General features: G+C 69.9%; 7 protein-coding genes. 6 read left to right on the top strand and 1 reads right to left on the bottom strand.

From position 1 onward, the window contains the following. Nucleotides 1–174: 174 nt before the first annotated feature. The 6 genes from can (at nucleotide 175) to TBU01S_RS05825 (ending at nucleotide 11130) form a co-directional block, all read left to right on the top strand. On the top strand, nucleotides 175–822 hold the full coding sequence (gene can, locus TBU01S_RS05850) for a carbonate dehydratase (RefSeq protein WP_068635697.1): 648 nt from the start codon (nucleotides 175–177) through the stop codon (nucleotides 820–822). A gap of 12 nt (nucleotides 823–834) precedes the next feature. Next, nucleotides 835–1728 (top strand): ROK family protein, encoded by an 894-nt coding sequence (locus TBU01S_RS05845; RefSeq protein ID WP_068635696.1) that lies wholly within the window; start codon nucleotides 835–837, stop codon nucleotides 1726–1728. Nucleotides 1729–2107: 379 nt separating this feature from the next. Next, nucleotides 2108–3385, top strand: a complete 1278-nt coding sequence (locus TBU01S_RS05840) for an MdtA/MuxA family multidrug efflux RND transporter periplasmic adaptor subunit (protein WP_083953483.1) — start codon at nucleotides 2108–2110, stop codon at nucleotides 3383–3385. A 14-nt stretch (nucleotides 3386–3399) separates the two neighbouring features. Next, nucleotides 3400–6525 (top strand): efflux RND transporter permease subunit, encoded by a 3126-nt coding sequence (locus TBU01S_RS05835; RefSeq protein ID WP_068635695.1) that lies wholly within the window; start codon nucleotides 3400–3402, stop codon nucleotides 6523–6525. Then, nucleotides 6522–9611 (top strand): efflux RND transporter permease subunit, encoded by a 3090-nt coding sequence (locus TBU01S_RS05830; RefSeq protein ID WP_083953482.1) that lies wholly within the window; start codon nucleotides 6522–6524, stop codon nucleotides 9609–9611. Before TBU01S_RS05835 ends, TBU01S_RS05830 begins: the two co-directional genes overlap by 4 nt. Nucleotides 9612–9747: 136 nt before the next feature. Continuing rightward, a complete protein-coding gene (locus tag TBU01S_RS05825; RefSeq protein WP_068635694.1) occupies nucleotides 9748–11130 on the top strand; it encodes an efflux transporter outer membrane subunit in 1383 nt (460 codons plus the stop codon). 83 nt (nucleotides 11131–11213) lie between these two features. Here the strand turns inward: TBU01S_RS05825 and TBU01S_RS05820 are convergent, their stop codons facing one another. Continuing rightward, nucleotides 11214–13391 (bottom strand): primosomal protein N', encoded by a 2178-nt coding sequence (locus TBU01S_RS05820; protein WP_068635693.1) that lies wholly within the window; start codon nucleotides 13389–13391, stop codon nucleotides 11214–11216. Nucleotides 13392–13810: the final 419 nt, after the last annotated feature.

Below are 13810 nucleotides of genomic sequence, written 5' to 3'. Positions count from 1 at the left end.
CAGTGCGGCGGCTGGGGCCACATCATGGTCCTGCATTCGAGACAAAGCACGGCGCTCAGCGCCAGCATGGGATGCAGGCTTTCCGCGCGGCCGCAACACCCTGCCCACTGTTCCGATCCCGGGTTGTCCTTCACAATCGCGCCTACTGCGCAAGCGCGCGATCCAAGGATTTTCATGCCTCAATCCATCGAACACCTCTTCGCCAACAACAAGGCCTGGTCCGAACGCATGCAGGCCGAGGACCCGGAGTTCTTCTCCCGCCTGGTCAACCAGCAGTCGCCCGAGTATCTGTGGATCGGCTGTTCCGACAGCCGCGTGCCGGCGAACCAGATCATCGGGCTGGCGCCGGGCGAGGTCTTCGTCCATCGCAACGTCGCCAACGTCGTCGTCCATACTGATCTCAACGCCCTGTCGGTGATCCACTACGCGGTCGAGATGCTGCGCGTGAAGCACATCCTGGTGGTCGGCCACTACGGCTGCGGCGGGGTCAAGGCGGCGCTCAACGACAACCGCACCGGCCTTACCGACAACTGGCTGCGCCACGTACAGGACGTGCGCGACCGCCACACCGAGCGCCTGGCGCAGATCGACGACGCCGACGTCCGGCTCGACCGGCTGTGCGAACTCAATGCCATCCACCAGGTGGTCAATGTGTGCCAGACCTCGGTGCTGCGCGAAGCCTGGCAGCGCGGCCAGAACGTGACCGTGCATGCGTGGTGCTACAGCCTGGACAACGGCCTGGTGAACAACCTCGGCCTTAGCGCCGGCAGCCGCGACGAAGCGCTGGAGCTGTATCGCAGCGCGGTCGAACGGCTGATCTGAGCGCTGCGCGCCATGCGCGTCGGCATCGATCTGGGCGGCACCAAGATCGAGCTCGTCGCCCTCGACGAGCGCGGCTGCGAACGCTTTCGCCGCCGCGTGCCGACGCCGCAGGGCGACTATCCCGCCACGCTGCAGGCCATCACCGATCTGGTCAGTGAAGCCGAAGCGCACGTCGGCATGAGCGCCACGGTGGGCATCGGCACGCCGGGTTCGGCCTCACCGCGCAGCGGCCGCATGCGCAACGCCAATTCCACCTGCCTGAACGGCCAGCCGCTGCAGCAGGACCTCGAAGCCCTGCTCGGCCGCCCGATACGCATGGCCAACGACGCCAACTGCCTGGCGATGTCCGAGGCCGCCGATGGCGCCGGCGCGGGTGCGGAGGTGGTGTTCGCGGTGATCCTGGGCACCGGCGTGGGCGGCGGCATCGTCGTCCGCGGCGGGCTGCTGAATGGCGTGAACGGCGTCGCCGGCGAATGGGGGCACAACCCGCTGCCGCTGCCCACCGCCGACGAACTGCCGCTACCCGCCTGCTATTGCGGTCGCAGCGGCTGCATCGAAACCTGGCTGTCCGGCCCCGGCATGGCGGCCGACCACGCCCGGCGCCACGGCGATACGCTCGGCGCCGCCGCGATCGTCGCCGCGGCGAACCACGACCCCGACTGCGACGCCACCCTGCGGCGCTACGAACAGCGCCTGGCGCGTGCGCTGGCCGGGGTGATCAACCTGCTCGATCCGGATGTGATCGTGCTCGGCGGCGGCCTGTCGCGCATCGAGCGCCTGTATACGAACGTCCCCGCGCTGTGGGCGCCCTTCGTCTTTTCCGACTGCATCGCCACGCGGCTGGTGCCGGCCCGGCATGGCGACGCCTCGGGCGTGCGCGGCGCGGCGTGGCTGTGGCCGGCATGAAGCCATGAGATGGGTTTCGCGTTGCTCTACCCATCCTACCAACCCACGAATCGGTGACGGCAGAACGCGTTGGGTCGCGCAGGTGGAACGTGGCGAAACCCGTCAACCGCCTGACGCAGTAAGAACGGTCTGATTGAAGACCGGCTCAATAGAAAATCCCGGCTGCAAGGGAATCCGGTCACAGAAATCGCGTCAAACCCCCCGTTCAGCTTGAGAGGACGCGCCGCCCCTTTTATACTTGAGAACGAATCTCACTTGAAATCCCAATCAATTCCTTTTCAGGCAATTCCGGCGCTCCGTTCCGGGAACGCCGCCGCGCAGCACGCGCTTTCCCGAACCCATGCCTTCCACTTCGTCACCCAAGGGGCGATCGCGCCTCTTGCTGCTGGCCGCAGTCGTCGCGGCGGCCACGGCCACCTGGTACTTCCTGCGCCCCGCGGCGCAAACCTCCGCCCCTTCGGGGCCGCCACGGCCGATGATGGGCTGGGGCGGTCCGGTGCCGGTCAAGACCGTACCCGCCGAACGCGGTGAACTGGACGTGCGCCTGCGCGCGATCGGCACGGTCACGCCGCTGGCCAGCGTCACGGTGCGCAGCCGCGTCGATGGCGAGCTGATCAGGCTGGCCTTCAACGAAGGCGACCGGGTGCGCAAGGGGGCGCTGCTGGCCGAGATCGACCCCGCGCCCTACCGCGTCGGCCTCGCCCAGGCCGAAGGCCAGTTGCAGCAGAACCAGGCCCAGCTCAAGAACGCCGAAACCGAGCTCGCCCGCTACCGCCTGCTGTTCGAGCAGGATTCGATCGCCCGCCAGCAGGTCGAAGCCCAGGAAGCGCTGGTCAATCAGCTGCGCGGCACGCTGAAGTCGAACCAGGCCCAGGTCGACGATGCCCGCCTGAAGCTCGGCTGGACCCGCATCGAGGCGCCGATCGAAGGCCGCGTCGGCCTGCGCCGGGTCGATGCCGGCAACCTGATTTCCAGCGGCGACAGCGAGGGTATCGTCAGCATCGTCCAGACCCGCCCGATCGCGGTGATGTTCACCGTGCCCGAGCGCGACCTGGCGACGGTGCGCGAGGAAATGGCGCGCGGCCGCAGCCTGGAAGTGGAAGCCTGGGACCGCGACGACCGCAAGCCGATCGCCAGCGGCGTGCTGCGCACCTTCGACAACCAGATCGACACCGCCACCGGCACGGTGCGGCTGAAAGCCGAATTCGCCAATGCCGACGACGCCCTGTTCCCGAACCAGTTCGTCAATGTCCGCCTCGCGGTGCGCAGCATCCAGGATGCGGTGACGATCCCCGCCGATTCGGTGCAGTTCGGCTCCAGGGGCAGCTACGTCTACGTCATCAACGGGGGCAAGGCCAACATCCGCCCGGTGGCGCTGGGCGCCTCGGACGGCGTCAAGGTGGTGGTGGAAGACGGCCTCGAAGGCGGCGAGCAGGTCGTGCTCGAGGGGCTGGACCGCCTGCGCGAAGGCAGCAACGTGATCCTGGCCGACAGTGACGGCAGCATGGAAGGCGGCATACGGGCACCCGGCGCACCGGGAGCCGGCGGGCCGGCTGCGGGCACGAGACCATCGGGCGCACCCTCTGCTGGTGCTGGAGCCCCCGGAACGCCGGCCGCCAGCTCTGGCTCCCCCGGCGGCCCGCGCCCGGGCGGCTGAACGACTCTCCAGCGATGAACATCTCCCGCCCCTTCATCGAGCGGCCAGTGGCGACCACGCTGCTGATGCTCGCGCTCGTCATCTCCGGCCTGCTGGCGTGGCGGCTGCTGCCGGTGGCGGCGCTGCCCCAGGTCGATTACCCGATCATCCAGGTGTTCACCTTCCACCCGGGCGCCAGTCCCGAGGTGACGGCCCGCACCATCACCGCGCCGCTGGAGCGCCGCCTGGGGCAGATCCCGGGGCTCAAGCAGATGAGCTCGACCAGCTCCGGCGGCGCCTCGGCGATCACCCTGCAGTTCGGCCTCAGCGTCGATCTGGGCGTGGCCGAGCAGGAAGTGCAGGCGGCGATCAACACCGCCGCCAACCTGCTGCCGAGCGACCTGCCGACGCCGCCGATCTACCGCAAGGTCAATCCCGCCGACGCGCCGATCGTGACGCTGGCGGTGTCCTCGGCGGCGCTGCCGCTGCCCGAGGTGTACGACATGGTCGACACCCGCATGGCGCAGAAGCTGGCGCAGTTGCCCGGCGTCGGCATGGTCAGCCTGGCCGGCGGCCAGCGCCCGGCGCTGCGGGTGCAGGTCAATCCGCAGGCGCTCGCCGCCCACGGCCTGAGCATGGAGGACATCCGCAGCACGCTGGTGGCGGCCAACTCCACCCAACCCAAGGGCAGCCTGGACGGCCCGCACCGCTTCGTCATGGTCGAAGCCAACGACCAGATCAAGTCGGTCGAGGAATATCGCAATCTGATCGTCACCTGGTCGAACGGCGCGCCACTGCGCCTGGGCGACATCGCCACCATCGAACAGGGCGCGGAAGACCGCTTCCTCGCCGCCTGGGCCGGATACTGCCTGGCCAGCGATGCAGACGGCGCCTGCGCCGAACCGGTCGATGCACCGGCGGTGCTGGTCAACATCCAGCGCCAGCCGGGCGCCAACGTCATCGAAGTGGCCGACCGCGTGCGCGAGCTGCTGCCGCAGCTCACCGCGACGCTGCCGGCGGCGGTCGATGTGGCGATGCTGACCGACCGGACGCTGTCCATCCGCGCCTCGGTGCGCGACGTGCAGAAGGAGCTGGTGTTCGCCGTCGGCCTGGTGGTGCTGGTGACCTTCCTGTTCCTGCGCCGCGCGAGCGCGACGCTGATCCCGAGCGTGGCGGTGCCGCTGTCGCTGGTGGGCACTTTCGGCGTCATGTATCTCGCCGGCTTCTCGGTGAACAACCTCAGCCTGATGGCGCTGACCATCGCCACCGGCTTCGTCGTCGACGACGCCATCGTGATGCTGGAGAATATCGCCCGCCACCGCGAGGCCGGCGCCTCGCCGATGCAGGCCGCGCTGAAGGGCGCTGCCGAGATCGGCTTCACGCTGGTGTCGCTGACCATCTCGCTGATCGCGGTGCTGATCCCGCTGCTGTTCATGGGCGACGTGGTCGGCCGGCTGTTCCACGAGTTCGCCGTGACGCTGGCGGTGGCGATCATGATCTCGCTGGTGGTATCGCTGACGCTGACGCCGATGATGAGCGCGCGCATGCTCGGCGACACGGCAGGACATGAGGAAAGCGGCAATGGCTTCCTCGACCGCGTCATCGACCGCTATGCGGTATGGCTCGACTGGGTGCTGCGCCACCAGACCGCCACCTTGCTGGTCACGCTCGGCACGCTGGCGCTGACCGCACTGCTCTACGTCACCGTGCCCAAGGGCTTCTTCCCGGTGCAGGACAGCGGCGTGATCCAGGTCGTCACCGAGGCGCCGCAGACCGTGTCCTTCAGCGCCATGGCCGAACGCCAGCAGGCGCTGGCGCGGGTGGCGATGGCCGATCCGCAGGTGCAGAGCCTGTCGTCCTTCATCGGCGTCGACGGCAGCAACACCACGCTCAACAGCGGGCGCATGCTGATCAACCTGCACCCGCACGGCGAGCGCGACGGCGTGGCGGAGATCATGCAGCGGCTGGCGGAGCGCTTCACCGCAGTCGAAGGCATCGAAGCCTGGATGCAGCCGGTGCAGGAACTGTCGATCGAGGACCGCATCAGCCGCACCCAGTACCAGTTCACGCTGTCCACGCCGGACGAGGACGAACTGGCGGCCTGGGTCGACGCCATGGTGACGGCACTGCGCCAGCGCCCGGAGCTGGCTGACGTCGCTTCCGACCTGCAGCGCGGCGGCGTGCAGGCCCGGGTCGAGATCGACCGCGACGCCGCGACCCGCCTGGGCGTCAGCGCCGCGCAGGTGATCGGTGCGCTGCACACCGCCTACGGCCAGCGCCAGATCGCCACGCTGTTCACCCACGCCAACCAGTACCGCATCGTGCTCGAGGTCGATCCGCGCCACGCGGTCGGCCCCGAGGCGCTGGAGCGCACCTACATCCCGGCCGCCGGCGGGCCGGTGCCGCTGTCGACGGTGGCGCGCATCTCGCTGCGCCCGGCGGTGCTGGCGATCTCGCACCAGGGCCAGTTCCCGGCGGCGACGCTGTCCTTCAACCTGGCGCCGGGCGCCTCGCTCGGCGAAGCGGTGGCGGCGATCGAAACGGTGCGCGGCGAAATCGACCTGCCGATGGCGGTGGAAATGCGCTTCCAGGGCGCGGCCGAAGCCTTCCGCGCCTCGCTCGGCAACACCTTGTGGCTGATCCTGGCGGCGGTGGTGACGATGTACATCGTGCTCGGCGTGCTGTACGAAAGCACCATCCACCCGATCACCATCCTGTCCACGCTGCCCTCGGCCACCGTCGGCGCGCTCGCCGCGCTGCACCTGTCGGGCCGGCCGCTCGACCTGGTGGCGGTGATCGGCATCGTGCTGCTGATCGGCCTGGTCAAGAAGAACGGCATCATGATGGTCGACTTCGCCCTCGATGCGCAGCGCAAGCTCGGCATGGCGCCGCACGACGCCATCCGCCGCGCCGCGCTGCTGCGCTTCCGCCCCATCCTGATGACCACGCTGGCGGCGCTGGTCGGCGCGCTGCCGCTGATGCTGGCCGGCGGCTCGGGCGCCGAACTGCGCCAGCCGCTCGGCGTCGTCATGGTCGGCGGCCTGCTGGTCAGCCAGGTGCTGACGCTGTTCACCACGCCGGTGGTCTATCTGTTCTTCGACCGCCTGACCGGCGGACGCGCGGCACAGCCGGACACGGCCGCCGCGGACGCGCGCGCATGAACCTGGCGCGCGCCTTCATCCGCCGGCCGGTGGCGAGTTGCCTGCTCGCGATCGCGCTGGTGCTGTGCGGCCTGCTCGCCTACCGGCTGCTGCCGGTGGCGCCGCTGCCCGAGGTGGAGTTCCCGCAGATCGAGGTCACCGCCAACCTGCCCGGCGCCAGCCCGGAAAGCATGGCGGCGAACGTGGCGACACCGCTCGAACGCGCGCTCGGCAGCATCGCCGGCGTCACCGAGCTCACCTCGTCCAGCAGCCAGGGCGCCAGCCGGGTGCGGCTGCGCTTCGACCTCGACCGCGACATCAATGCCGCCGCGCGCGACGTGCAGGCGGCGATCAACGCGGTGCGCGGCCAGCTGCCGGCCGGCATGCCGGGCAACCCCGGCTACCGCAAGGTCAACTCGACCCGCTCGCCGGTGATGGTGATCGCGCTGTCCTCGCCCAGCCTGTCGCCCGGCCGGCTGTACGACCTGGCGGCGACCATCATCGCGCAGAAGATCGCCCAGATCGAAGGCGTCGGCGAAGTCGCCGTCGGCGGCTCGGCGCTGCCGGCGGTGCGAGTGCAGCTCAATCCCGGCATGCTCGCCCATCACGGCATCGCGCTCGACGACATCCGCACGGCGATCTCCGCCGCCAACGCGCTGGAGCCGCTCGGCGTGCTCGAAGAGGGTGATCTGCGCTGGCGCGTCGGCACCAGCGACAGCCTGCGCACCGCCGACGACTACCGCGAACTGATCGTGCGCTACCGCGACGGCGCAGTGCTGCGGCTGGGCGACGTCGCCACCGTCAGCGACAGCACCGAGAACCGCTACAGCAGCGGCTTCCACAACCACGACCCGGCGGTGCTGCTGCAGGTCTATCGCCAGCCCGACGCCAACATCGTCGCCACTGTCGACACCATCCGCGCACAGATGCCGATGCTGCAGGCGCTGCTGCCGGCCGACACGGCGATGCGGGTGGTGGTCGATCGCAGCCCCGGCATCCGCGCCACGCTGGCCGAAGCGCAGTTCACGCTGCTGATCGCCGCCGGACTGGTGATCGCGGTGGTGTGGGCCTTCCTCGGCGACGGCCGCGCCGCGCTGATCCCGAGCCTGGCGGTGCCGGTGTCGCTGATCGGCGCCTTCGTGGCGATGTACTTCTACGGCTTCTCGCTCAACAACCTGTCGCTGATGGCGCTGATCGTCGCCGCCGGCCTGGTGGTGGACGACGCCATCGTCGTGCTGGAGAACATCGAGCGCCACATCGCCGACGGCATGCGCCCCTACCGCGCGGCGCTGAAAGGCGCGGGCGAAGTCGGCTTCACGCTGCTGGCGATGAACGTCTCGCTGGTGGTGGTGTTCCTGTCGGTGCTGTTCATGGGCGGCGTGCTCGAGCGCCTGTTCCGCGAGTTCGTCGTCACCCTCGCCGCCGCGATCCTGGTGTCGCTCGCCGTGTCGCTGACGTTGACGCCCAGCCTGTGCGCCCATCTGCTGCGCCCGCGCGAGGAACGCGGCGGCGGGCGCCTGGCGGCCCTCAGCAGCCGCCTGTCGGCCACCCTGCAGCGCGGCTACGCGGCCAGCCTGGGCTGGGCGCTGCGCCACGGCGTCATCGTGCTGCTGCTGCTGAGCGCGGTGATCGCCTGCAACGTCTGGCTGTACGTCGCCATTCCCAAGGGCACGCTGCCGGAACAGGACACCGGCCAGCTGCGCGGCATGGTGCGCGGCGACGACGGCTTCTCCTTCCAGTTGATGCAGCCCAAGATCGACGTCTACCGCCAGCACATCCTGTCCGACCCGGCGGTCGAGGACGTCGTCGGCACCAGCGGCGGCACCGGCGGCATCAGCAACTCCTGGCTGATGGTCAAGCTCAAGCCGCGCGCCGAGCGCGACGCCAGCGCCCGCGAGGTCATCGACCGCCTGCGCGCCAGCGCGCCCAAGGTGCCGGGCGGCATGCTGTTCATGCACGTCGACCAGGACATCCAGCTCAATCCGCCCTTCAACACCAGCGACTACACGGTGCTGCTGATGTCGCCCGAGACCGAGATGCTGAAGCAGTGGGCGGTTCGCCTGACCCGGGCGATGGAGGATCTGCCCGAGCTCGTCGACGTCAACGGCTACCGCGACGAAGGCACGCAGCAGCTGAGCATCGACGTCGACCGCGAAGCCGCCCAGCGCCTGGGCGTGGACATGCGCATGATCGGCTCGGTGCTCAACAACTCCTTCTCGCAGCGCCAGGTCGCGACGCTGTACGACAGCCTCAACCAGTACCGCGTGGTGATGGAACTCGACCCGCGCTACACCGAGCACGCCGGCGTGCTCGACGAGCTGCAGGTGGTGACCGCCGACGGCCAGCGCGTGCCGCTGTCGGCCTTCACCCGCTACCGCCACAGCCTCAGCAACGACCGCGTGTCGCACAAGGAGCAGTACGCCGTCGAAGGCGTCGACTACGCGCTGGCACCCGGCGTCGGCCCGGAACAGGCGATGCAGGCGATCGACGAGGCGGTGGCGAAGCTGATGATGCCGTCCGCGCTGTTCGTCCGCCACGGCGGCTCGGCCCAGACCCTGGGGCAGACCAGCCAGTCGCAGCCGCTGCTGATCCTGGCGGTGCTGGTGACGGTGTATTTCGTCCTCGGCATCCTGTACGAAAGCACGCTGCATCCGCTGACGATCCTGTCCACGCTGCCCTCGGCCGGCATCGGCGCGTTGCTGGCGCTGATGCTGTCGGGCACCGAGTTCAGCCTGATCGCGCTGCTCGGCCTGTTCCTGCTGATCGGCGTGGTGATGAAGAACGCCATCCTGATGATCGATTTCGCCATCGACGGCGAGCGCCGGCTCGGCCTGTCGCCGCGCGCCTCGATCGAGCGCGCCGCGCTGCTGCGCCTGCGCCCCATCCTGATGACCAACCTCGCCGCCCTGCTCGGCGCCCTGCCGCTGCTGCTCGGCGTCGGCGAAGGCTCGGAGCTGCGCCAGCCGCTCGGCATCGCCATCGTCGGCGGCCTGGCGGTCAGCCAGTTGCTGACGCTGTACACCACGCCGGTGGTCTACCTCGGCCTCGACCGCCTGCGGCTGCGCGTGCTGCGCAAGCGCGCTGCGGTCGGGACGGTAACGCCATGAAGAACAGCAGCCTTTCCCGCTCCAGCCGCCTCCTCTCCCTTGGCCGGGCGCCCGACAAGGGACGCCCGGCCAAGGGGGGCGGGCGTTTCGCCGTCGCTGCCTCGGACCGCTCATCCCTTCCTCCGCCTTTCCCGCCATGCGCCTGACCACGCTCTGCTCCCTCTCCGCCGCCTTCGTCCTGACCGGCTGCGCAGTCGGGCCCGACTACCGCGCGCCGGAACTGCCCGCGATGCCGCAGACCTTCAAGCACGACGCCGGCTGGCAGACGGTGCGGACTCCGCTGCTCGAAGACGGCAACTGGTGGAAAGCCTACGGCGACGACACGCTGGACGCCCTGATCGCCGAGCTGGAAGCCGCCAATCCGGGAATGGCGCAGGCCGCCGCGCGTCTGCGCCAGGCCGAAGCCGCCTTGCGCGGCGCCCGCGCCGGCTTTTCACCGACGGTGGGCGCCGAGCTCTCGGCCCGGCGCAGCGGCACGGCCGACGGCGTGGCCAACAGCTACGACGGCGGCCTGTCGGTGAGCTGGATCCCCGACCTGTGGGGACGGGTGCGGCGCGCGGTCGAAGCCGGCGAAGCCGAACTGGCCGGCTCGGCCGCCGACCTGGCCGCGCTGCGGTTGTCGCTGCAGGCCAGCCTGGCTCAGTCCTACATCCGCCTGCGGGTGCTCGACCTGCAGCGCGAGCTGCTGCTGCAGACCGAGGCGGCCTACACCCGCTCGCTGCAGCTCACGCAGAACCAGTACGAGGCCGGCATGATCGCGCGCGCCGACGTGGTGCAGGCCGAAAACCAGCTCGAAGGCGTGCGCGCCCAGTTGCTCGAACTCGTCGACCAGCGCGCGATGGCCGAGAACGCCATCGCGGTGCTCGCCGGCCAGCCGCCCTCCAGCTTCGGCATCGAAGCCGACGGCAGCCTGCTGGCGCTACCCGCCGTGCCGTCGGCACTGCCGGGCGAACTGCTCGCCCGCCGCCCCGACCTGGTGGTGGCCGAGCGCCGCGTCGCCGCGGCCAACGCCCGCATCGGCGTCGCCCAGGCGGCCTGGCTGCCCGACCTGACCCTGGGCCTGTCCGGCGGCTACCGCTCCGGCTCCTTCGCCGACTGGTTCGAGGCGCCCAACCGGGTCTGGGCGCTCGGCCCAACGCTGGCGGCGACGCTGTTCGACGGCGGCGCCCGCGCGGCGACGCTGGACGACGCCCGCGCCGCGCACGACGCCGCCGCCGAAGCCTGGCGCGAAGCGGTGCTGGCCGCGCTGCAGGAAACCGAGGACGCCTTCGCCAGCCTGCGCGCCCTCGAGGCCCGCGCCGCCCAGCAGGCCCGCGTGGTGGCGCTGGCCGAGGAAAACGAACGCCTGGTGACCAACCGCTACCGCGCCGGCCAGGTGTCCTTCCTCGAGGTGGTGGTGGCGCAGAACGGCACCCTCGCCGCCCGCCGCAACGCGCTGGACATCACCCGCGACAGGCTGCAGGCCAGCGTGCAACTGGTTGCTGCGCTCGGCGGCGGGTGGTCGGTGCCGGCGGAGTAGCCGGCCGAACACTGGCAGATCGGATGCAGCACCCGATTTACGGGTGGTTTATGGGTGCTCCATCCACCCGTTCCGGATTGGCGTCACACTTCCAGCGGATCCACATCCAGTTGCCAGCGCAGCTCGCGCGCAGTGCGCTGGCGGTAGAGCAGTGCCATCCAGTCGGTGAGGAAAGCCTGCAGCAGGCTGCGCTGGTCGGCTTCGAGCAGTAGCTGGGCGCGTTCGCGCCGGGCCAGCCGGGTCATGCGCATCGGCACCGGGTCGTAGATGCGCAGGCCGTCCGGGGCATGCTCGGCGGCGAGGCGGCGGGCGTGGCGCAGGAACTCGACGGCGTCGTCCAGCGCCGGCGCATCGGCGCGCAGCATGGCCTGGTGGCTGAAGGGCGGAAAGCCGGCGCTGCGCCGCGCCTGCAGCTCCATGCGGGCGAAGGCGTCGAAGTCGTGGCGGGCGAGGTGCCGGTAGAGCGGATGCTCCGGGTATTCGGTCTGGATCAGTACTTCGCCGGGCAGCGCGCCCCGCCCGGCGCGGCCGCCGACCTGCATCAATTGCTGGAACAGGCGCTCGGGGGCGCGGAAGTCGGCGGCGTGCAGCGAGGCGTCGGCGCCGACGACGCCGACCAGGGTCAGGTTCGGGAAGTCGTGCCCCTTGGCCATCATCTGGGTGCCGACCAGGATGTCGGCGCCGCCTGCGGCGATGGTGTCGAGCAGCGCCTCCCATTGCCTGCGCGTGCGCGCGGCATCGCGATCGACCCGCAGCACCCGCGCCTGCGGATACAGCTCGGCCAGGCGCGCTTCGATGCGCTGCGTGCCGCGGCCGAAGGGCTTGATGTCCTGGTCGCCGCAGCTCGGGCAGGCGTGCGGGATGCCGCCCTCGCAGCCGCAGTGGTGGCAGCGCAGGCGACGGTCGGCGAGGTGGACGACGAGGTTGGCCGAACAGTGCGGGCAGCGACTGACCCAGCCGCAGGACGGGCAGGACAGTACCGGCGCGTAGCCGCGGCGGTTGAGGAACACCAGGCTCTGCTCGCCGCGTTCCAGCCGTTGTGCGATCGCCGCCTGCAGGCCGGGGCTGAGCCCTTCGTCCAGCTTCAGGCGGCGCACGTCGATACAGCGCACCGTCGGCATCGTGGCCGCCACCGCGCGCTGTTTCAGCACCTGCAGCGCGTAGCGTTCGCTGCGGGCGTGGTACCAGGTTTCCAGCGACGGCGTGGCCGAACCCAGCACCACCGGCACGCCGCGCTGGCGGGCGCGCCACACGGCGACGTCGCGTGCCGAGTAGCGCACACCTTCCTGCTGCTTGTAGGAAGCGTCGTGTTCCTCATCGACCAGGATCAGGCCCAGCCGCGGCAGCGGCGCGAACACCGCGAGCCGGGTGCCGAGCACGATGTCGGCACGGCCGCTCAGGGCCTGGACGAAGCCGCGCGAACGCGCGCCATCGGCCAGACCGGAATGCAGGCTGACGATGCGGGCCGCGGCGAAACGCTGGGCGACGCGCTGTTCGAGCTGCGGCGTCAGCGCGATCTCGGGCACCAGCATCAGCACCTGCCTGCCCCGTGCCAGCATGCGGGCGGCCAGGCGCAGATAGACCTCGGTCTTGCCGCTGCCGGTGACGCCGTGCAGCAGCCAGCTGCGGAAACCCTCGCCGGCGTCCAGGATGGCCTTCACCGTGCCGTCCTGCTCCGTGGTCAGTTCCGGCAGGACGCCGGACGCGGCGCGGCCCGGAGTATCGAGCGCGGCCTCGACCAGCCAGCCGCGGCGCAGCAGGTCGCCGACCGCTTCGCCCCCCTCTCGCTCGCGCACCGCGTTTCGCCGCCACGGCGGCGTGTCCTGCGCCAGTGCCTGCAGCAGGGCAAGCGCCTTGCTCGGGCGTCGGCCGGCCTGCAAGGCTTCGGTGCCGGCCGGGCCGATGTCGAGCAGGGGATCGTCTTCGTCGCCGCTGACGCCGTCGGCGCGGCGCAGCCCCGGCGGCAGCGCGAGCGCGACGACTTCGCCGATCGGTGCGTGGTAGTAGCGGGCGACGAAAGCGGCCAGTTCCAGCCAGTCCGGCGGCAGCGGCGGCACGTCGCGCTGGATGTGATGCACGGCCTTGAGCCGCGCCGGGTCGACGTCGGCCTCGGCAGCCAGGGCGACGATCAGGCCGTTGCGCTCGCCACGCCCGAACGGCACCTTGACGCAGCGCCCGACGTCGGCTTCGGAGGCATCCGGGGCAAGATAATCAAACACTTGCGGCAGCGGAACCGGCAGGGCGGCACGGACGATGGGCATGCGACAGCAGTGAGGATCCGAAAAATCGTTGTGCTTCAGTAGCTTGAGTATGGTTCGTGAGAATGAACCACGAAAATGCCGGGCAAACCATTGGCGGGAAAACCAGCCTTGCGCTTGTCCACAAAACCTGTGGATAAGTTTGTGGGAAAGATGGGTGAATCGGCCTCAAACCGGCGCCAGATCAGGCTTTCCGTCACATTGCCTTAACATTGTGCTTTTTGAATTTTCTTTGTTTTCAATTACTTATGAAAACAGCGAAATAAAACCGAAATCTGATGCTCATCCGCCCGGCGGAACGAGGCGATGTGTATAAGTCAAGCCTCCGAATGCTGATTTAATGCTTGACAGCACGCGGCGGCGGCCATCCTCTTGGCCCCACTGCTGTCCATTTCCCTCTTGGCGTAGGAGCGGCTTCAGCC

Source organism: Thauera butanivorans NBRC 103042 (assembly GCF_001591165.1).
Classification (GTDB): Bacteria; Pseudomonadota; Gammaproteobacteria; order Burkholderiales; family Rhodocyclaceae; genus Thauera; species Thauera butanivorans.
Note: the sequence above shows the minus strand (reverse complement) of the source record. Positions and strands in the feature narration are given on the sequence as shown.